This window comes from Micromonospora sp. WMMD1102, assembly GCF_029626265.1.
Classification (GTDB): Bacteria; Actinomycetota; Actinomycetes; order Mycobacteriales; family Micromonosporaceae; genus Plantactinospora.
Map to the genome: position 1 here is coordinate 2,277,534 of NZ_JARUBN010000001.1, position 20,146 is coordinate 2,297,679.

Below are 20,146 nucleotides of genomic sequence, written 5' to 3' on the forward strand. Positions count from 1 at the left end.
GGTGCGCCAGCGTTCCGCCGGGCCGGCGGTGAGCACAGGAGGTGGCGGCATCAGCGCCCGCAGGGTTCTCTTCGTCGGCGGCAGCGGGATCATCAGCTCCGCCTGTTCCCGGCTCGCCGTCGAACGTGGGATCGAGCTGACTGTGCTCAACCGGGGCACCACCACCCGGCGGCCGCTGCCGCCCGAGGTCAGGGTGCTGCGGGCCGACATCCGCGACCCGGACTCCGTACGGGCCACCCTCGGTGGTCGGGAGTTCGACGCGGTGGTCGACTGGATCGCCTTCACCCCGGCACACCTGCGCACCAGCACGGAACTGTTCCGGGACCGGACCGGCCAGTACGTCTTCGTCAGCTCGGCGTCGGCCTACCAGACCCCGCCGGCCCGGCTGCCGATCGTGGAGTCGACGCCGCTGCGCAACCCGTACTGGCGGTACTCCCGGGACAAGATCGCGTGTGAGGACCTGCTCGTCCGGGCGTACCGGGAGGACGGGTTCCCGGCCACCATCGTGCGCCCGTCGCACACCTACGACCGGACCCTGGTGCCGTTCGACGGCGGCTGGACGGTGCTCGACCGGATGCGCAGGGGCCGGGAGATCGTCGTACACGGCGACGGGACGTCACTGTGGACACTCACCCACCACACGGACTTCGCCCGGGGATTCGTGCCGCTGCTCGGGCATCCGGCCGCGATCGGGGACGTCTTCCACATCACCTCCGACGAGGTGCTCACCTGGAACCAGATCGCCGAGACGCTGGCGGCGGCGGCCGGGGTGCCGGCCCGGATCGTGCACGTGCCGTCGGAGACGATCGCCGCCGCGGACCCCGAGTGGGGTGCGGCGCTGCTCGGCGACAAGGCGCACTCGATGGTCTTCGACAACAGCAAGCTGCGCCGGCTGGTGCCGGACTTCGTGGCGACGGTGCCGTTCAGCCGGGGTGCGCGGGAGATCGTCGACTGGCACGACGCCGACCCGGCCCGGCAGCGCGTCGACGTCCGGCTGGACGCGCTGCACGACCGGCTGGTGCAGGCGTACCGGATCCGTGACCTGGTCGGGACCGGCCAGGAGGACTGACCTCCGAACAGCAACCTGGTGCCCTGGCCGCTGACTCCCTGAGCGGGCCGCGCCAGGACGGTTCGCCAGGACTAACGTCCGGGCACCGCGGCCAGCCGGATCCGGACCAGCAGGTCGTGCAGGGCCGGTTCTGCCGTCGGTCGCTCGGGCAGCCGGGATGCCTGCCGCGCGTGGTCCAGCACCGACTCCAGGGCCACGAGGTCGGTGCCGAGCCGGTCGACGCCGGGCGCGTCGGGAACTCCGGCGAGCCGGTCGTGCTCGCCGGCCGCCTTCGCCGCGACCAGTGTGCCGAGATAAGCCGGCGCCTCGGCCAGTTCCGCCGCCAGGGTCGGCAGGTGGGCCACCAGCCGGCCGGTCCGCATCAGGTGGATGCCGGTGAGCAAGGTCCGGAACGTGTAGAGCAGCGGCTTGAGTTCCCCGGTGCGGTCGTGAAGCCGGCGCTGGGTCTGCGCGAAGCCCAGATAGTGGTGCGCGTGGTGCCGGGTGAGGCAACCGGGCGCCAGAGCGACCAGTTCGGCGTGTGCCTCGCCGGTGAGCACGACGAGTGGGGAGAGCAACTGTTCCAGGACATATCCGTTGCGCTGTAGCAGCATCCGGGCGAACTTCGCCGCGTCGTGGGTGACCAGGTCGATCTCGACCCCGTGCCGGGTCCAGCTCCGGTCCAGTGTGGCCGGCCCCTGCCGGAGCCCGACCACCTCGACGGCCGGCAGCAGGTGGGCGCCGCGCAGGTCGACGTCGGAGTCCCGGGACGGGAAGCCGTAGAGATGCGCGCCGGAGACTGTGGCGAAGAGCAACGGGTACGGCTGGTCGGCCACGACTTCGCACAGGGTGGCCGGGTCCAGCCGGGTCATGTCGGGGGCGGCGGTCCGGGTGCCGTCGTCGCTCGTCACGTCGGCTCCTCCCGGGCACCGCGGGCGCGTACCGAGTGGAGCCAGGCGTCGACCCGGGCCGCGTCCGGCGCGGCGGGCAACGGGGTGTGTGTGACCGCTTCGTCGAGGTCGGCGTGCAGGGCCAGCCGCCAGCGTTCCACCTCGGCCCAGGGGACCTCGCCCCGGCGTACGGCCAGCAGCCGGTCGCGGTGCGGTCCCACGTCCAGCTCCAGCCGGCCGTACCGGAGGAGGTCACCGGCGGCGGTCAGCAGCCGGAGCAGGTGCATGACGTGCTTCCACCGGGGTTCGCCATGCTGCCGCAGGTCGGCCTCCAGCTTCTTGAACTGGCTGAGCACGTAGCCGGAGTAGGTCTGGTAGACCAGTTGGGACAGGAAGGCGTCCCGCAGTTCCCGCAGCTCCTCGCCGAGCGGGGTGACGACCAGGACGGCGGGAGAGTGCAGCACCTCCAGGAGGTTCGGGTTCGCCTTCAGGGCCAGCTCGCAGAAGCGCTCCACCTCCCAGGAGAAGCGCTCCGGCTCGGGTCCCTCGACGTGGCTCGGTGGCTTCGCCAGTGACCAGAAGGCGGCCGTCGGGGCGGCGTAGACGCCGCGTACGTCGGTGTCGGACTCCTCGGTGGCCAGCCCGAAGGCCCGGGAGCCGACCACCGCGGCGTAGATGGTGTGCCGGGCGACCAGGCCGGGGCCGTCGACCGCCGCCGCCCGCACCGCCAGGTTCCGCTGGTACGCCTTGCGCAGCGCCAACTGTCCCCGTGGGCTGCGCAGCCGGCGGCCGTCGGTGAGCTGGATCAGGTAGTCGTCCTCGACCGGGTCGTGGTCGACGACCCGGCCGGTGGCGCCGCGCTGCACCCGTACACCCGCCAGGTCGGCGGCGGTGTGCCGGAGCACCACCTGGGTGCCGTCGGGCAGCCGGGGTGCGGTCGCTCTCCTGGGCATACCGGACATCGTGCCGTACCGGAGATCCCGCCCGCATCCCAATTCACACCAGTCCCACCGGCACCGCCGCCCCCGCTGGGAGTCTGTCGTACCCGGCGGCGACAATCGGGTGATGTTCCTCGCCACGCGGCCCGACCGGGCCGGACGCTGCCGGCCACCGGTCCCCGCAGTGGGTACGCTCGCTACCGGCGTGGGGGCCGTCCCGGCGCCCAGCTCGCCGACCAGCAACTTCGGGAGTTCACCTCGTTGACTGCACAGCCTGAAATCCTGTACGGGGCCGACGACCTCACCCACCTGGAGGGTCTGGACGCGGTCCGGAAGCGTCCCGGCATGTACATCGGGTCGACCGACAGCCGTGGCGTGGGTCACCTGTTCAACGAGATCGTGGACAACTCCACCGACGAGGGTGTCGCCGGCCACGCGACCCGGGTCGAGGTCACCCTGCACGCCGACGGCTCGGTGCAGGTCGACGACGACGGCCGGGGCATCCCGACCGACGTGCACGCCAAGTCCGGGCTCTCCGGCGTCGAGCTGGTGCTGACCCGGCTGCACGCGGGCGGCAAGTTCGGCAACTCCGGCTACAAGACCTCGGGCGGCCTGCACGGGGTCGGTGCCTCGGCGGTCAACGCCCTGTCCCGGCGCTTCGACGTCACGGTCCGCCGGGACGGCAAGGTCCACCAGATGTCGTTCCAGCACGGCGTGCCGGGGATGTTCGACGGAGCCGGTGCCGGGGCCGCCTTCACCCCGCACCCGGGGCTGCGTCTGATCGGCAAGATGAAGCGGGGCGAGCGGACCGGCACGTCGATCCGCTACTGGCACGACGCGCGCTACTTCGAGACCGGTGCCGCCCTCGACGTGGAGGCGGTCCGCACCAAGCTGCGGCACACCGCGTTCCTGGTGCCCGGCGTGACCTACGTGCTGCGGGACGCCACCGGCGGGGCGATCAACGCCGAGACGTTCCACTTCCCGAACGGCCTGGCCGACATGGTCGACTACCTGTCGCCGGCCGCCGACAAGCCGGTCTCCGGCACCCTGCTGGTCACCGGCGAGGGCAGCTACCGGGAGAACGCCGCCGACGCCAACGGCGTGATGCGCAGCAACGTGGAGCGGCGGGCCGAGGTCGAGGTGGCGTTCCGCTGGGGCACCGGCTACGAGCGGACCGTCGAGTGCTTCACCAACACCATCCGGAACGTGCACGGCGGCACCCACCGTCGGGGCTTCGAGCGGGGCGCCACCCGGGCCCTGGTCGACGCGATCCGCAACGCCCGCGGCCTGCTCAAGCCGAAGGAGGACGCCCCGGTCCTGGACGACATCCTGGAGGGGCTCACCGCGGTGGTGCACGTCCGGATCCCGGAGCCGCAGTTCACCTCGCAGACCAAGGACGAGCTCTCCACCGCCCCGGTGACGAAGGTGGTGCAGACGGTCGTCGAGCAGCACGTCAAGGCCTGGCTGGAGGACCGCAAGACCCGGGCCGAGGCACGTACGGTGCTCCAGAAGATCGTCGACGCGGCCCGGGTCCGGCTGACCCAGAAGCAGCAGAAGGACGCCGCCCGGCGCAAGACCGCGCTGGAGGGCGCGGCGATGCCGCCGAAGCTCGTCGACTGCCGATCCACCGGGGTCGAGCGCAGCGAGCTGTTCATCGTCGAGGGGGACAGCGCGCTCGGCACCGCCCGGCTGGCCCGGTCCAGCGAATACCAGGCGCTGCTGCCGATCCGGGGCAAGATCCTCAACGTCCAGAAGGCCAGCCTCCAGCAGGTGCTGGACAACGCCGAGTGCTCGGCGATCATCCAGGTGCTCGGGGCGGGTTCCGGGCGCACCTTCGACCTCAGCACGCTCCGGTACGGCCGCATCCTGATCATGGCCGACGCCGACGTGGACGGCTCGCACATCCGTACCCTGCTGATCACGCTCTTCGCCAAGTACATGCGGCCGGTGATCGAGGCGGGCCGGCTCTACGCCGCCGTGCCGCCGCTGCACAAGGTCAGCACCAGGGGCAAGAACGCGGAGACCCACTACACCTACACCCAGGCCGAGATGGAAGCCACGGTCGGCCGGCTGGCGAAGGCGAAGAAGCAGGTGGTCACCCCGATCCCCCGGTTCAAGGGGCTCGGCGAGATGGACGCCGACGAGTTGTGGGACACCACGATGAACCCGGCCAGCCGGATGGTCCGGCGGATCACCATGGACGACGCCGAGGCCGCCGAGCAGGTTCTCGAACTGCTGATGGGCGAGAAGGTCGAGCCCCGGAAGAACTGGCTGATCGACTCGGCGAACCGGGTCGACCAGGAGGCGATCGACGCCTGACCTGTCCCGCACGGACAGGCACGCGCAACCGACAGGCACGCGGAACCGACAGCGGCCGGGCATCCCCGGCCGGCGAGGAAAGGCAGCGCTGCACACCATGGCACGCCGTACGGGCAAGGGACCCAAGGTCGACCTCTCCGCCTTCGACCAGGCGGGGGCCCGGGTCCTGGACAACCCACTGGCCACCGAGGTCGAGGACTCCTACCTGGAGTACGCCTTCTCGGTGATCCACTCCCGTGCCCTGCCGGACGCGCGGGACGGCCTGAAGCCGGTGCACCGGCGGATCCTCTACTCGATGAACGAGCAGGGGCACCGGCCCGACCGGGCGCACGTGAAGTCGGCCCGGGTCATCGGCGATTGTTTCGTCCGAGGCACGCTGGTATCCACGCCGACGGGCCTTCGTCCGATCGAAAGTATCGAGGTTGGCGACGAGGTCCTGGACTCGCGGGGACAGCCTGTGCCGGTGACTGCGGTCTACGAGAACCCGGGCTCGGATCTGGTCCGGGTGACCTGGACCAACGGTCATTCGATGCTCGTCACGCCCGGGCAGCGGTTCCGGACGGTGGTCGAGGACGACCTGTTCACTACCTGGACAGACGCCCGGGACCTGATGGGCCGACTGACTGTCGCGTACGGCAGGGGTCGGCACGAACACCTGCGCGCATCCGGTGGTGACCTGTACGACTATGTGCGGGGACTTGTCGTGGCGGAAGGATTTCCGGTCGACCGCTCCAGGCCTGGTGACGACAGGGTCCGAATCCACATGTGTGACGTCGAGCCACTCGACGCCGCCCATGGGTGGGCAATCGCGAGCGGACTGAATGCCTCACGAGGCAAGCGCGAGGCGAAAAAACCCAACCACCGCGATCAACATATTTTGACCTTCAGTCGCCATCAAGGGCTGCTGGACGTCGCGACGCCCCTCAGCGGCGATAAGAGAGTTCCGCCGGACGTACTCGACAGGCGACCGGCCTGGATACCCTTCCTCGCGGGTCTGTTCGATGGCGACGGCTACGTCCGCAAACGTCATCGTGAGATTGTTGTGGTCAGCACCAGCGAGGTTCTGGTCCGGCAGGTCTACTCGATGCTCGCCGACCTTGGGATCCATGGACATCACTGGTCCTCAGGCGGGCAGGGCCGGCGGAGGTACCTGTTCGGGCTTTCCGTCTCGGGGCGGGACGCTGTCGAGCTTGCCTCGACGTTGCTGCCCTGGGTGCAGATCGGGTACAAGCAGGAAGAACTGCGGCGGGTCGCTGCCGTCTCATACCCCTACGGCGGAAAGCAGGGCAACGACCGCTTGCCGGTTCGAGCCGTCATGGCCGAGTTCTCGGCGGCGCACCTCGGCGGTGGCTGGTTCCGGGACGAGCACGGCATCGCCTTCCGTTCGTCCCTCTCGGCCGGGGGTGGCACTCGGGTGCGATACGGCAGGGACCGTCGAGGCGTCCCGCTCGAGGATCGCTCCGTTCCGCTTTGGCGGGCAGAGCGGGATGGCTGGATCGAGCGACTACACCGCATCGGGTCGCCACTTGCGCCACGTCTGGAAGCCCTCTCGGGTGCGTCGTTCATGAAGGTCGAGTCGGTCGAGCAGGTAGCCTCTGACACGACGTACGACATCCAGGTTGGTAGTGCTGAGCATGCCTTCGTTGCCGAGGGCTATGTGGTGCACAACTGCATGGGTAAGTACCATCCGCACGGCGACACCGCGATCTACGACGCCATGGTGCGGCTGGCCCAGGACTTCTCGCTGAACGCCACACTCATCGACGGGCATGGAAACTTTGGCAGCCCGGACGACGGACCGGCTGCGGCGAGGTACACCGAGGCTCGGATGTCCCGCGAGGCGATGCTGCTGGTCGGCGAGCTGGGCGAGGGGACCGTCGACTTCAAGCCCAACTACGACGGCTCGCTGACCGAGCCCTCGGTGCTGCCGGCCGCCTTCCCGAACCTGCTGGTCAACGGCACCTCAGGGATCGCGGTCGGGATGGCCACCAACATGATCCCGCACAACCTCGGCGAGGTGGTCGCGGCGGCCCGCTGGCTGATCGACCACCCGGACGCCGAGCTGGACAAGCTGATGGAGTTCGTCCCCGGCCCGGACCTGCCCACCGGCGGGCTGCTGCTCGGGCTGGACGAGGTGCGCAAGGCGTACGAGACGGGCCGGGGAGTGGTCCGGATGCGGGCCCGGGTGGAGACCGGTCCGCTGGAGGGGAGCCGGGGCCGGCAGGCGATCACCGTGATCGAGTTGCCCTACGGGGTCGGCGCCGAGAAGATCATCGAGGCGATCACCGACGAGGTACGCGGCAAGCTGATCACCTCCGGCCCGCGCAAGGGCCAGCGCCAGGCGGCCCGGCTCCAGGGCATCGCCGACGTGAAGGACCTGACCGACCGGGAGAACGGCACCCGGCTGGTGATCGAGTGCAAGGTCGGGGTCAACCCGCAGGCGCTGCTCGCCGACCTCTACCGGCTCACCCCGCTGGAGCAGTCGTTCGGGGTCAACAACCTGGTCCTGGTCGACGGCCAGCCGCAGACCCTCGGGCTCAAGCGGCTGTTGGAGGTCTTCCTGGCCCACCGCTACGAGGTGGTGACCCGGCGCACGACGTTCCGGCGGCGCAAGCGTGCCGACCGGCTGCACCTGGTCGACGGCCTGCTGATGGCGCTGCTTGACATCGACGAGGTGGTCCGGCTGATCCGGGCCAGCGAGAACGCCCAGGCGGCCAAGGACGGGCTGATGAGCCAGTTCGGGCTCTCCGAGATCCAGGCGACCTACATCCTGGACACCCCGCTGCGCCGGCTGACCAAGTTCGACCGGATCGAGCTGGAGGTGGAGCGGGAGCGGCTGCGCGACGAGATCGCGGCGCTGACCGAGATCCTGGACGACGACCGGGTGCTCCGTAAGGTCGTCTCCGACGAACTGGCGGCGGTGGTGGACGAGTTCGCCGCCGGACGGCGTACCACGCTCATCGACGGAGACCTCAAGGAGGTGCTGGCGGCGTCGGCTCCGGCCGGGCCGCTGGAGGTCGCCGACGACCCGTGCCAGGTGATCCTCTCCGCCACCGGGCTGGTCGCCCGGACCGCCGCCGAGTCGGAGGAGGCCGCCGAGGGGCGGCGGCGCAACGGCCGGGCCAAGCACGACGCGGTACGCGCCGTCGTGCACACCACCGCCCGGGGGCAGGTGTTGCTGGTCACCAGCGCGGGGCGGGCGTTCAAGACCGACGTACTGCCGCTGCCGGTGCTGCCGGAGCAGGCCGGCACGGTCTCGCTCTCCGGCGGGATGTCCACCGCCGAGCTGGTGCCGCTGGAGCCGGGGGAGCGGGTCGTCGGGCTGGCCCCGCTCGGCGAGCGCGGTGCCGGCTCGCCGGGCCTGGCGCTCGGGACCAGGCAGGGCGTGGTCAAGGTCTGCGCGCCCGACTGGCCGGTCCGCTCCGACGAGTTCGAGGTGATCGGCCTGCGGGAGGGCGACGAGGTGGTCGGGGCGACCTGGCTGACCGACGGCGCCGAGACGCTCGCCTTCGTCACCTCGGACGCCTCGCTGCTGCGCTTCCCGGCGAAACTGGTCCGGCCGCAGGGGGTCAAGGGCGGCGGCATGGCCGGGATCAACCTCGGCTCCGATGCCGAGGTGGTCTTCTTCGGCGCCGTCCGCACCGACGAGGCGGAGCACGGCGAGCCGATGGTGGTCACCTCGACCGGCAGCGGTGTCAAGGTGACCCCGTTCGCGCTCTACCCTGCGAAGGGTCGGGCCACCGGCGGGGTACGCGCACAGCGCTTCCTCAAGGGCGAGTCCAAGCTGGTCGTCGCCTGGGTCGGGCCGCGTCCGGTCGGCGTCAGCAAGCGCGGCGAGCCGATGGCACTGCCCGAGCCGGACCAGCGCCGGGACGGCTCCGGGGCGGCGATGTTCGGCCCGGACACGGTGGGCCACCTGATCGAACGCGGCTGACCGGAGCGGCGGGCCACCTGATCGAACGGCGCGGTTCGCGAGGCGCTCGACACGCGATCGCGGCTGACCGGGCCTACCGCTCAGCCCTCCGGCGGGACCGGCGATCCGCCATCCGGCGTACCGCCGGGCTTCACATGATCTTCAGGAGCCTGGTGGCCGGGCTGCCCAGACTGACCGACGACATCGTCGGCGGTAAGGGCAGGTGCGGCAGCGGTGGACGTCTCTCCGATCAGCAGGCGGCGGTTCCTCAGGGTCGCCGGTGGCACCGCCACGGCGGTGGCGGTCAGCCAGCTCGTCGCGGAACTGCCCGAGGCGTACGCGGCGGAGCTGGATCCCGCCCCGTTCACCCTCGGCGTCGCCTCCGGCGAGCCGCACCACGACAGCGTGGTGCTCTGGACCCGGCTCGCCCCGGACCCGCTGGACGCCGAGGACGGCGGGATGCCGGCCGAGCCGGTGCGGGTGCGCTGGGAGGTGGCCCGGGATCCGGGCTTCCGGCAGCCGGTGCGGCACGGCGAGGTGACCGCGCGGCCCGAGTCGGCCCACTCGGTGCATGTGGTGGTGCCGCACCTGCAACCCGACCGCTGGTACTGGTACAGGTTCCGGGTCGGCGACGTCGTCAGCCGCACCGGGCGTACCCGGACCCTGCCGGCGCCCGGCGCGAAGGTCGACCACCTGCGGTTCGCCTTCGCCTCCTGCCAGTCCTGGGTCGGCGGCGCCTACCCGGCCTACCGGGACATGGCCGAGCAGGAACTCGACTTCGTGGTGCACCTCGGCGACTACGTCTACGAGACCACCGACGGCAGCCTGACCGAGTTCCGCCGGCTGCACGCCCTCTACAAGACCTCGCCGGACCTGCGGGCCGCGCACGCCCGGTTCCCGTTCGTGCTCACCTTCGACGACCATGAGGTGCAGAACAACTACGCCGGCCCGGTCGCCGGGGCTGCCGGGGACGGGCGGCCGTTCCTGGAGCGCCGGGCGAACGGCTACCAGGCGTACCACGAGCACCTGCCGCTCCGGCCCGAGCAGCGGCCGGACGGGCCGGACATGCTGCTCTACCGCCGCTTCGACTTCGGCCGGCTGGCCCGGTTCAGCGTGCTCGACACCCGGCAGTACCGCAGCGACCAGGCCCTCGGCGACGGCCGCAAGGAGCCGACCGGCGAGGTCTTCGACCCGACCCGGACGATGACCGGCCCGGAGCAGGAGCGCTGGCTGCTGGACGGGCTGCGCCGGTCGAGGGCGCGGTGGAACGTGATCGCCCAGCAGACCGTCATGGCCGCCTTCGACTACGACCTCGGCCCCGGGCGGATCGTCAACCTGGACCAGTGGGACGGCTATCCGCCGGCCCGGTCCCGGATCCTCGACTTCGTCGCCCGGCACCGGACCTCCAACCCGGTCGTCCTGAGTGGAGACTGGCACACCCACTGGGTCAACGACCTGACCACCGACTTCGCCGACCCGCGCGCCCGGACCGTCGCCACCGAGTTCGTCGGCACCTCGATCTCCTCCGGCGCCGGCTGGGACGCCGACGTCCGCGCCGGGCTGGCCGCCAACCCGCACGTGCGGTTCTACAACGGCAGCTATCGCGGGTACGTAATCTGCGACGTCACCGAGCGACGCTGGCGGGCCGACCTGCGGATCGTGCTGGACGCCCGGGACGCGGCGTCGCCGGCGTACACGATCGCGGCGTTCGAGGTGCGCGACGGGGTGCCGGGGGCGCGGCGGGTCGACGCCGGGGACGGGATCGTCGGCCGGGTCAGCGACCAGGTCACCGGTGCCGTCCTGCCGAACGTCGAGGTGACGGTGGTCCGGGCCGACGGCAGCCGGCTGGCGGCCGGCAGCACCGACCCGGCCGGCGAGGTGCTCGCCTTCGCCCCGCCCGGCGACTACACGGTCAGCGTGAACGGGGTCGGCTACGAACCGGTGACCCGCGACGTGAGCGTCCGGGCGGGTACGCCGACCCGGCTCGACCTGCGGCTGGCCCGCGCGGCGACCCGGGCAGGCACCGGCCGTACCGTTCCCGGGCCGCAGTCCTCGGCCGGCGTCGCCGACCTGGTGCTCGGCAACGACCTGGTGGCGCTCGCCGTGTCGGCCGGTACGGACGACCCGCAGCTCGCCGGGGTGACGGTCGGCAAGCCGCTGGACTTCGCCGCCGTCGGCCACCTCGACCAGCTCGACTGGATCAACCTGCCGTACGCCTCGGCGACCCAGCCGCGCGGCAACAACGCCTGGCAGCAGCGGACCGTCCGGTCCACCGCCGTGGAGGTGCTCGCCGGGCCGGTGGCGGCGGTCCGGGCCACCGGGGTCAGTACGGCCGTGCCGGAGATCGCGGTGGTGACGACGTACAGTATCCGGCCGGGTGAGCCGTGGGTGAACGCGGAGAGTGTCTTCCGCAACGACGGTGCTGTGCCCCGGACGTTCTGGACCGGTGACGCACTCGACCACGACGGTGCCGGGCAGCGCAGCGGGATACCGGGGCACGGCACCGTCACCAGCGAGACCGCCGTCGAATACCTGCCGTCCGCGCCGTGGATCGGGATGACCGGCTCGGACCGGCAGACGTACGGGCTCTGTTACGAGCGGGCCGACTTCGTCGGGTACGCCGCGTACAACTGGGTGATGAGCCAGTGGCAGGTGACGCTGGAACCGGGCGCCACGTTCACGCTGCGGCGCCGGATCGTCGCGCTGGACAACGGCGGCGCGGTCGACCCGTTCGGCGTACTCGGAAATATCTGACGCCTTTTCCGCGACTTCTGTTGTGGATCGTCGATCTGGCGGGAATGAGGGAGACACCTGTCCCGGCATCCGCACAGACCGATGGAGGTCGTCGTGGCCAGCACCAGCGACAGCAGCGACACCGCCCCGGCCAGCAGCGACACCGCCCCGGCCAGCAGCGACACCGCCCCGGCCAGCAGCCCGGCCAGCAGCGATACCGCGCCGGCCAGCAGCGATACCGCGCCGGCCAGTACCGACGTCGACAAGGCGTTGCTGGGCGGCGGGACCTACCGCAGCCTGGGCGAGCAGCGGCTCTCCCCGGCCGAGGAACGCTTCGAGCGGGGCCGCCGGACCACCGGCCTCTGGCTCGCCCCGCTCGTCTCGGTGGTCTTCCTGGCCCTGCCACTGGACATGCCCGGCAACCAGCAGACGCTGGCCGGGATCCTGCTCGGCGTCATCGTGCTCTGGGTCACCGAGCCGGTGCCGATCCCGGTCGGCGGGCTGCTCGGCGTCGCCGCCGTGGTCGTCCTCGGGGTGGCCCCCGCCGACGACGTACTCGGGCCGTTCGGTTCCTCGACGGTCTTCACCTTCATCGGCGCGTTCATCCTGGCCCAGGCGATGCTCAAGCACGGGCTGGCCCGGCGGTTCGCGTTCCGGATGCTGTCGCTGCCCGGGGTCGGCCGGACCACCGGCCGGGTGATCGTCACGTTCGGCCTGATCACCGCCCTGCTCTCCGCCTTCGTCTCGAACACCGCGACGGTGGCGATGCTGCTGCCGACCGCGCTCGGCATCCTCGCGGTGATCGCGAAGCTGTTGCAGGAGCGGGGCATCGCGGCAGCGGACTTCGACCCGACCCGGCTGCGGGTCGGCGTCGCGCTGATGCTGATGCTCGCCTACGGCGCCAGCGTCGGCGGCCTGCTCACCCCGGTCGGCAGCCCGCCGAACCTGATCGGCCGGGACCTGATCGCCGAGGCGACCGGGGAGCGGATCTCGTTCGCCGAGTGGATGGCGGTGGCCTTCCCGATCTGCGCGTTGATGTTCGTCGCCCTCGCCGTGGTGCTGCTGCTGTTGAACAAGCCGGAGATCCGCCGGATCGACGGCGTGGCCGAGTACGTCGCCGCCGAGCGGGCGAAACTCGGCCGGCTCTCCACCGCCGAGCGGAACACCCTGGTCGCCTTCGCCGTCACGGTGACACTCTGGATCACCCCGGGTGTGGTGGCACTGGTCTTCGGCAGCGAGTCCCGCCAGTACGAGTGGATCGGCGGGCGGCTCGACGAGGGGATCGTCGCGGTCTTCGGCGCCGCGCTGCTCTTCCTGCTGCCCACCGAGTGGGGCAGCCGGACCTTCACCCTGAGCTGGTCCGACGCGGCCCGGATCGACTGGGGCACCATCCTGCTCTTCGGCACCGGCATCATCTTCGGCGCGCTGCTGGAGAGCAGCGGACTGGCCAGGACGATCGGTGACGGCAGCGCCGACCTGTTCGGGCTGGGCAGCGCCGTCGCGATCACCGCGTTCGCGGTGCTGCTGGCGATCGTCATCTCGGAGACGACAAGCAACACCGCCTCGGCGGCGGTGGTGGTGCCGATCATCATCCCGGTGGCGGTGGCCGCCGGGATCAACCCGTTCGTGCCCGCCCTGGCCGCCACCTTCGCCGCCTCGTTCGGCTTCATGCTGCCGGTCTCCACCCCGCAGAACGCGATCGTCTACGGCTCCGGCGTCGTACCGATCACCCGGATGATCCGCTCCGGCTTCTCCTTCGACATCCTGGGCGCGATCCTGATTATGCTGCTCCTGCCGCTGATGGTCGCGCTCGTCGGGCTCGGTTCCTGATGACGGATCCGGAAGGGGGTCCGGTCGGGTCAGCGGGGCGGCTCGGGTACGGGGGTCAGCGGGGCGGTTCGGGGTCGGTGACGTCGGCGAGCCGGCCGTCCAGGGCGGCCACCGCCGCGTCGGCGTCCAGCGCCACGGCGATGCCGCGTTCGCCGGTGCCGAGCGTGATGGTGCGGCCCCGCAGCCGTTCGTCCGCCACCACCGGCCAGGCCGTGCGGGAGCCGAACGGGGTGATGGTGCCGCGCTCGTAGCCGGTCGCCGACTTCGCCTCGTCGGCGTCCGGCAGGGCGAGCCGGTTGACCCCGAGCAGGGTACGCAGCTTCGGCCAGGAGATCACCCGGTCGCCGGGTACCAGCACGAAGACGAAGTCCTGCGCTCCCCGGCGTACCACGATGGTCTTCACCACGTCCGGTATCTCGACGCCGATCGCCTCGGCGGCCTCGGCCACGCTGCGCACCGGGCCGTGCCGGAGCACCCGGTGCGGGATGCCGGCCGAGGCGAGGGCGGTGATCGCGGACATGGCGCCACCGTACCCGCCGGCCGGTCGGCGTCGCCCCCGGTCCACCGCGTCGTGCCGGCCCGAGCGTCCGAGCCAATTCCGCCGGTCTGGGGTTGACTGGGTGGCATGAACGACGCACCCGTCCTGGTCCTCGGCGGCACCGGCAAGACCGGCCGCCGGGTCGTCGCGCTGCTGCACCGGTACGGAAGTCCGGTACGCGCCGCCTCGCGCTCCGGCCCGACCCGCTTCGACTGGCACGACGAGTCCAGCTGGACACTGGCGCTGGCCGGAGCCGGAGCGGTCTACCTGGTCGACTCCGGCGGCACGGACGCGGCGGCACAGCTCACCGAGTTCTGTGCCCGGGCCGCGGCCGTTGGGGTCCGCCGGCTGGTGCTGCTCTCCGCCCGGGACTGGGGAGCCTCCGGCGACCCCGAGCTGCTGGCCGGCGAGCGGGCGGTCGCGCAGGCAGGGCTCGACGCGACGATCCTCCGGCCGACCTGGTTCGCGCAGAACTTCAGCGAGTTCCCGGTCCTCTGGCATCCGCTGCGGCGCGGTGAACTGGTGCTGCCGACCGGCGACGGCCTGGTGCCGTTCGTCGACGTCGACGTCGACGAGGTGGCGGTGGCCGCCCTCACCCGCCCCGGACACGCCGGGCAGATTTACCAGCTCTCCGGTCCGCGACTGCTCAGCTTCGGCGCGGCGGTCCGCGAGATCGCCGAGGCGACCGGTCGGGACCTGCGCTACCGGGCGGTCTCCCGGGCGGAGTACCTCGCCGGGCTGACCGGGGCGGGCACCGCGGCGGAGGAGGCGGAGAGCCTGGTCCGGAGCCTCGGCTGGATCGCCGAGGGACGCAACGCGTACCTCTCCGACGGGGTGCGGCAGGTGCTGGGGCGCGAGCCCCGGGACTTCGCCGACTATGTCCGGGCCACCGCGCCGACCGGGGTCTGGGCCCCCGAGCGGGGCTAGGTGTGCCGACCAGCAGCAGCGAAGGGAGCGAGTGGATGTCGATCGAAGCCAGCGCCGGCGCGCGCCAGGACGGTGCCGAAACCGGCGGTGCGGGGCTGACCAGCCGGGAGGTCCGGTTGGCGGTCCGGCCGCACGGCGAACCCGGCCCGGAGAACTTCGAACTGGTCAGCACCACCGTGCCCACGCCGGGACCGGGGCAAATCCTGGTGCGGAACACCTGGATGTCGGTCGACCCCTACATGCGGGCGCGGATGGACGACCGGAAGTCGTACATGCCGCCGTTCCGGGTCGGAGCCGCCCTGGACGGTGCCGCGATCGGTGAGGTGGTCGCCTCGGAGGCCGCGGCGGTACCGGTCGGGGCGACGGTGTCGCACACCCTCGGCTGGCGCGAGTACGCCGTGCTCGACGCCACCGCCGCGACCGTGCTCGACACCTCGGTCGCGCCCGCCGAGGCGTACCTCGGGGTGCTCGGGCTACCCGGGCTGACCGCGTACGTGGCGCTCACCGACACCGCCCCGGTCCGTCCCGGCGACGTGGTGTTCGTCTCCGCCGCCGCCGGTGCGGTCGGCTCGCTGGCCGGGCAGTTCGCCCGCCGGCTCGGGGCGGCCCGGGTGATCGGCTCGGCCGGTGGGCCGGAGAAGGCGCGGCGGCTGGTCGAGGAGTTCGGCTACGACGCCGCGATCGACTACCGGGCCGGTTCGGTCCGCGCGCAGCTGGCGACGGCGGCGCCCGAGGGAATCGACGTCTACCTGGACAACGTCGGCACCGACCACCTGGCGGCGGCGCTGGACGCGCTGCACATCGGCGGCCGGGTGGCGCTGGTCGGTGCGATCAGCCTCTACAACGCGACCGCACCGGTGCCCGGCCCGACGAACCTGGTGCTGGCGCTCACCAAGCGGCTCAGCCTGCGGGGCATGCTGGTGACCGACCACCTGGACCGGCTCGCCGACTACCTGCCACTGGCCGCCGGTTGGCTGGCCGACGGCTCGCTGCGCACCGCGAACACGGTCCGGGAGGGGATCGAGGCGGCTCCGGGCGCCTTCCTGGAGATGCTCCGGGGTGGCAACGTCGGAAAGATGCTCGTCCGGCTCGCCGCCGACGCCGATTAGCGGACGAGGACCGGGGCACCAGGCCGGAAACAGATCGGCAATCTTCTCCGTTTCGTCGCGGAAACACACTCCTTACAGACTCGGCGTCCCACGGGTCCTGTGAGGAGACGGTATGAACCAGCACGACCAGTCCTCGGTCAGCCGCCGGGGCTTTCTCCGGGCGGTCGGGGTCAGCGGCGGGGCGGGCGCGATGCTCGCCACGATGGGCGCGCTCGGGCTCGCCCCGACCGCCGTGTCGGCGGCACCGCCGTTCCGGGCACCGAACCGGTCCGACTTCCACCTGACCGGCCGCTCAGGCGCCCGGGTGGTGGTGCTCGGCGGCGGCGTCGCCGGCCTGGCCGTCGCCTACGAGCTGGGCAAGGCCGGGTACGACTGCACGGTGCTGGAGGCGCGCTCCCGCCCCGGCGGCCGGAACCTGACCATCCGGGGCGGCGACGTGGAAACCGACCTCGACGGGCAGACCCAGCGGGCCGGCTTCTCCGACGGCGTCTACTTCAACGCCGGGCCGGGCCGGATCGCGCAGTGGATGGTCACCATGGACTACTGCCGCGAACTGGGCGTACCGGTGGAGGTCTTTACGAACGCCAACGCGGACGCCTGGATCTACAACGCCTCGGCCGGGATGACCGCCCCGGTCCGTTACCGCACCGCCCGGGCCGACGTCTACGGCTACGTCTCCGAACTGCTGGCCAAGGCGACCGACCAGGGGGCGCTGGACGACCGGCTGACCGCCGAGGACAAGCAGCGGCTGCTCTCCTTCCTACAGAGCTTCGGCGCGATCGGCGGGCGTACCGACGGATGGGCGTACACCGGCACCGGCCGGCGGGGGTACGCCAGTTATCCCGGGGCGGGCAACGACAGTGGCACACCGCTGGGCGCCCCGCCGCCGCTGGCGGATGTCTTCGCCAGCAACGTCGGCCGGTACTTCGCCTTCGAGATGGGCTACGACCAGGCGATGTTGATGTTCCAGCCGGTGGGCGGGATGGACCAGATCCCCCGGGCCCTGGCGAAGGCGGTCGGCATGCACCGGATCCAGCTCGGCGCCGAGGTGACCGGGGTGACCGACCGGGGTGGCCGGGTCGAGGTGACCTACCGCAAGGGTGGCCGGGAACGCCTGCTCCGGGCCGACTTCTGCGTGGCGACGCTGCCGCCGCAGCTGATGGCCCGGGTGCCGCACAACCTCGGCACCGACGTGACGGCGGCGCTCGGCGGCTTCCCGGCCGCCGCGTCCGGCAAGATCGGGCTGGAGTACCGCAGCCGGTGGTGGGAGTCGGACCAGCGCATCTACGGCGGCATCACCGAGACCGACCTGGACCTGGCGCACATCTGGTACCCGTCGTACGGCTTCCACGGCCGGCGGGGCCTGATCGTCGGCTACTACAACACCGGGGCGAACGCGCGGGCGTACAGTGCGCTGACTCCGGCGCAACGGCAGGAGCGGGCGGTCATGCAGGGGGTGAAGATCCACGGCGAGAAGTACCGCTCGGAGCTGGCCACGGCGTACTCGCACGCCTGGGACCGGACCCGCTTCCTGGAGGGTGCCTGGACGTCGCCGCCGCACGGCACCGCCGGCTACGACCTGCTGCTCCGCCCGGCCGGCCGGGTCTACTTCGCCGGTGACTGGCTCAGCCACGAGGTGGCCTGGCAGCACGGATCGTTCGTCTCGGCCCGCTCGGCGGTCACCGCGCTGCACCAGCGGGTGATGACGTCCTGAGACCGCCGTTACCGGACCAGCGGGTGACGGCGGCCCGGGACCGCCCTTCCCGGACCACCTGACGGCCGCGGGCCGAGGTCCCCGGCCCGGCTGCACCGGGAGTGTTCCGGGCGGCGGATTCAGAGCAGTGGTGCGACGTCCCGGGTGATCGGCACGGCGAGCACGGTCGGACCTTCCGTGCCGAGCGCCGCCCGGAACGCCGCCCGGAACTCGTCCACCGACTCCACCTGGTGCGCCGTGCAGCCGTAGCCCCGGGCGATGCCGGGGATGTCCAGGCCGGGCAGTTCCAGGCCGGGCACCCCCGGCGTCTCCTCCAACTCGGCGAAGGCTTTCAGTACGCCGTACTCCTGGTTGACCGGCACCACGAAGACGACCGGTAGCCGGTGCTGGGCGGCGGTCCAGAGCGCCTGTGGCGAGTACTGGAACGAGCCGTCCCCGATCACCGCCACCACCGGCCGGTGCTGCCGGGTGTCCCGCTGGGCGAGCGCGATGCCGACGGCCGCCGGCAGCGCGAAGCCGAGGCCACCGCTGGCCATCTTGTAGTACGAGCCCGGCCGGGTGATGGTCAGTTGCCGGTGCAGCACGCTGAGGTTGGAGGGGGACTCGGGCACGACGATCCCGTCGGAGGGCCACTCGGCGGCGAGCGCCCCGAAGAGCGCGTCCGGGGAGAGTGGGGTGTCGCCTGCCGCGTCCGGTGGGGCGGGCCGGTGCGGCGGCAGCGGTCGGTCCGTCGGCGGCAGCCGCTCGGCCAGCCCGGCGCAGGCCAGCGTCACGTCACCGACCAGGCTGTCCCCGACCGGTGCCCGGGCCGCCTCGGCAGGATCGTCGGTGACGTGCAGCAGCCGGGTCCCGTCCGGCAGGTAGCCCCGCCGACCCGGGACGTACGGGTAGTAACGGAACACCGGGGCACCGATCACCAGTACGGTGTCGTACCCGACCAGTTTCTCGGCCAGCGGCCCGATCGCCGGTGGCAGCAGTCCCTGGAACTGGGGATGGTGCTGGGGGAAGCCGACCCGGTCGGCGAACGGCGGCTGCCAGACCGGTGCCCGGCTCCGTTCGGCGAGGGCGACCGCCTCGGCCCAGCCGCCGGCCCGGTCGACCCCGGCGCCGATCACCAGCATGGGCTGCCGACTGGCCGCCAGGATCTCGGCGAAGCGGTCCAGTTCCGCCGGATCGGGTGCGACCCGGGTGCTCACCCGGCGTACCTGGGCGGTGCCGCTGGCCGGTTCGTCCCAGTCGTCCAGCGGTAGGGAGAGGTAGACCGGCCCGGCCGGCGGCTGGACCGCGGTGGCCAGCGCCCGCATGAACGCCTCCGGGATGTCCTGGGCGCGCATCGGCTCGTGACTCCACTTGACGTACGGCTCGGGAAGCTGGGTCGGGCGCACGTTGGTCAGCATCGGCTCGGAGAGGCTCATCGTCCGGGTCTGCTGGCCGGCGGTAACGATCATGGGCGTCTTGTTGTGCCAGGCGGTGACGAGGCTGCCCATCGCGTTCCCGGTGCCGGGCGCGGTGTGCAGGTTGACGTGCACCGGGCGGCCGCTGGACTGGGCGTAGCCGTCCGCCATCGCGACGGCCGACGCCTCCTGTAGGGCCAGCACGTACGCGAAGTCGGCCGGAAAGTTCTTCAGAAATGGCTCCTCGGTGGAACCGGGGTTGCCGAACAGGGTGGTCAGGCCGAGGGAACGGAGCAGGTCGTAGGTCGCTTCGTGCACCGTTGTCATCGAAAGGAGCCTCCTGGTGTCCTCGTCCCATGCCCAGACGACCGGGCTAAGCCGGTCATTTCCGTCATACCTCACCCGTACATGATCATGCCGGTTTATCTGCTCCACCGTCCGTGACCCTCGGATGGCCGCCGGAGCCCCCAATCGCGGTCCTGGTCACTGTTTTCGCTGCTCACTGGGCTTGGCAACGGCCGAACGCGGACAGTAATGTCGGCAAGTCCGCTACCGGCCCCTTGGTCACCGCCTGGTGACACCGGAGCGGACCCGCTGAGTCGTTGTGTAACGAGCCGGGGACCCACAGTTATCTGGGGTGAATCCTCGGGCTGCGGCCCGGGGTAGGGCGGCCTTCCCGCCCGAATCCGTCAGCTAACCCGGTAGGCGGTGTCGGAAGGAGTAGTTGTTTCGTGCCGCATCACCCGGGCTCCGGCCCGTCCCCCCAGTTTCCTCGCTGCATCGTGGCGCCACT

Annotated in this window: 12 protein-coding genes, 2 pseudogenes and 1 riboswitch; of the genes and pseudogenes, 10 read left to right on the forward strand and 4 right to left on the reverse strand. The window is 71.7% G+C overall.

Annotated elements, in window-relative coordinates:
* Window positions 1-28 precede the first annotated feature (28 nt).
* Window positions 29-1,069 (forward strand): SDR family oxidoreductase, encoded by a 1,041-nt coding sequence (locus tag O7626_RS10260; protein ID WP_278060925.1) that lies wholly within the window; start codon window positions 29-31, stop codon window positions 1,067-1,069.
* A gap of 71 nt (window positions 1,070-1,140) precedes the next feature.
* Here the strand turns inward: O7626_RS10260 and O7626_RS10265 are convergent, their stop codons facing one another.
* Both O7626_RS10265 and O7626_RS10270 read right to left on the reverse strand, forming a co-directional pair.
* Complete coding sequence (locus O7626_RS10265) at window positions 1,141-1,920, reverse strand: nucleotidyltransferase domain-containing protein (RefSeq protein WP_278066115.1); 780 nt, start codon at window positions 1,918-1,920, stop codon at window positions 1,141-1,143.
* Between the two features lie 35 nt (window positions 1,921-1,955).
* Window positions 1,956-2,891 carry a nucleotidyltransferase domain-containing protein gene (locus O7626_RS10270; protein WP_278060926.1) on the reverse strand — a complete coding sequence of 312 codons (936 nt, stop codon included), beginning with the start codon at window positions 2,889-2,891 and terminating at the stop codon, window positions 1,956-1,958.
* 246 nt (window positions 2,892-3,137) lie between these two features.
* On the opposite strand from O7626_RS10270, the gene O7626_RS10275 reads away from it, so the two are divergent.
* From O7626_RS10275 to O7626_RS10290, 6 genes and pseudogenes are all read left to right on the forward strand, one after another.
* Window positions 3,138-5,195, forward strand: a complete 2,058-nt coding sequence (locus O7626_RS10275) for a DNA topoisomerase IV subunit B (protein WP_278060927.1) — start codon at window positions 3,138-3,140, stop codon at window positions 5,193-5,195.
* Window positions 5,196-5,292: 97 nt separating this feature from the next.
* Window positions 5,293-5,553: pseudogene (locus O7626_RS41485) on the forward strand (DNA gyrase subunit A); the annotation flags it as partial.
* A pseudogene (locus O7626_RS41490) lies at window positions 5,527-6,339 on the forward strand (LAGLIDADG family homing endonuclease); the annotation flags it as partial. The pseudogenes O7626_RS41485 and O7626_RS41490, both read left to right, overlap by 27 nt.
* A gap of 420 nt (window positions 6,340-6,759) precedes the next feature.
* Window positions 6,760-9,129, forward strand: a complete 2,370-nt coding sequence (locus O7626_RS41495) for a DNA topoisomerase (ATP-hydrolyzing) (protein WP_347404854.1) — start codon at window positions 6,760-6,762, stop codon at window positions 9,127-9,129.
* A 213-nt stretch (window positions 9,130-9,342) separates the two neighbouring features.
* On the forward strand, window positions 9,343-11,862 hold the full coding sequence (locus O7626_RS10285; RefSeq protein WP_278060929.1) for an alkaline phosphatase D family protein: 2,520 nt from the start codon (window positions 9,343-9,345) through the stop codon (window positions 11,860-11,862).
* 93 nt (window positions 11,863-11,955) lie between these two features.
* Entirely contained in the window at window positions 11,956-13,671 is a 1,716-nt protein-coding gene (locus O7626_RS10290) for a DASS family sodium-coupled anion symporter (RefSeq protein ID WP_278060930.1), read from the forward strand.
* Between the two features lie 55 nt (window positions 13,672-13,726).
* Here the strand turns inward: O7626_RS10290 and O7626_RS10295 are convergent, their stop codons facing one another.
* Window positions 13,727-14,191 carry a YbaK/EbsC family protein gene (locus tag O7626_RS10295; protein ID WP_278060931.1) on the reverse strand — a complete coding sequence of 155 codons (465 nt, stop codon included), beginning with the start codon at window positions 14,189-14,191 and terminating at the stop codon, window positions 13,727-13,729.
* Window positions 14,192-14,296: 105 nt separating this feature from the next.
* Between O7626_RS10295 and O7626_RS10300 the strand changes: the two genes are divergently transcribed.
* The 3 genes from O7626_RS10300 to O7626_RS10310 all read left to right on the forward strand — a co-directional run bounded on the left by O7626_RS10300 (window position 14,297) and on the right by O7626_RS10310 (window position 17,959).
* Window positions 14,297-15,136 carry an NAD(P)H-binding protein gene (locus O7626_RS10300; RefSeq protein WP_278060932.1) on the forward strand — a complete coding sequence of 280 codons (840 nt, stop codon included), beginning with the start codon at window positions 14,297-14,299 and terminating at the stop codon, window positions 15,134-15,136.
* 35 nt (window positions 15,137-15,171) lie between these two features.
* On the forward strand, window positions 15,172-16,245 hold the full coding sequence (locus O7626_RS10305; protein ID WP_278060933.1) for an NADP-dependent oxidoreductase: 1,074 nt from the start codon (window positions 15,172-15,174) through the stop codon (window positions 16,243-16,245).
* A 112-nt stretch (window positions 16,246-16,357) separates the two neighbouring features.
* The gene (locus O7626_RS10310; RefSeq protein WP_278060934.1) at window positions 16,358-17,959 is read left to right on the forward strand and encodes an FAD-dependent oxidoreductase; all 1,602 of its coding nucleotides are present in this window, start codon (window positions 16,358-16,360) and stop codon (window positions 17,957-17,959) included.
* A 119-nt stretch (window positions 17,960-18,078) separates the two neighbouring features.
* On the opposite strand, the gene mdlC is transcribed toward O7626_RS10310, so the two are convergent.
* Complete coding sequence (gene mdlC / locus O7626_RS10315; RefSeq protein WP_278060935.1) at window positions 18,079-19,680, reverse strand: benzoylformate decarboxylase; 1,602 nt, start codon at window positions 19,678-19,680, stop codon at window positions 18,079-18,081.
* Window positions 19,681-19,935: 255 nt separating this feature from the next.
* A riboswitch (cyclic di-AMP (ydaO/yuaA leader) is annotated at window positions 19,936-20,076 on the forward strand.
* The last annotated feature ends 70 nt before the right edge of the window (window positions 20,077-20,146 follow it).

What these genes read in the sequence shown, in the direction of transcription:
- mdlC (WP_278060935.1), bottom strand. Translation starts at nt 19,680, where the DNA reads ATGACAACGGTGCACGAAGCGACCTACGACCTGCTCCGTTCCCTCGGC.
- O7626_RS41495 (WP_347404854.1), top strand. Translation starts at nt 6,760, where the DNA reads ATGAAGGTCGAGTCGGTCGAGCAGGTAGCCTCTGACACGACGTACGAC.
- O7626_RS10300 (WP_278060932.1), top strand. Translation starts at nt 14,297, where the DNA reads ATGAACGACGCACCCGTCCTGGTCCTCGGCGGCACCGGCAAGACCGGC.
- O7626_RS10305 (WP_278060933.1), top strand. Translation starts at nt 15,172, where the DNA reads ATGTCGATCGAAGCCAGCGCCGGCGCGCGCCAGGACGGTGCCGAAACC.
- O7626_RS10310 (WP_278060934.1), top strand. Translation starts at nt 16,358, where the DNA reads ATGAACCAGCACGACCAGTCCTCGGTCAGCCGCCGGGGCTTTCTCCGG.
- O7626_RS10265 (WP_278066115.1), bottom strand. Translation starts at nt 1,920, where the DNA reads ATGACCCGGCTGGACCCGGCCACCCTGTGCGAAGTCGTGGCCGACCAG.
- O7626_RS10270 (WP_278060926.1), bottom strand. Translation starts at nt 2,891, where the DNA reads ATGCCCAGGAGAGCGACCGCACCCCGGCTGCCCGACGGCACCCAGGTG.
- O7626_RS10295 (WP_278060931.1), bottom strand. Translation starts at nt 14,191, where the DNA reads ATGTCCGCGATCACCGCCCTCGCCTCGGCCGGCATCCCGCACCGGGTG.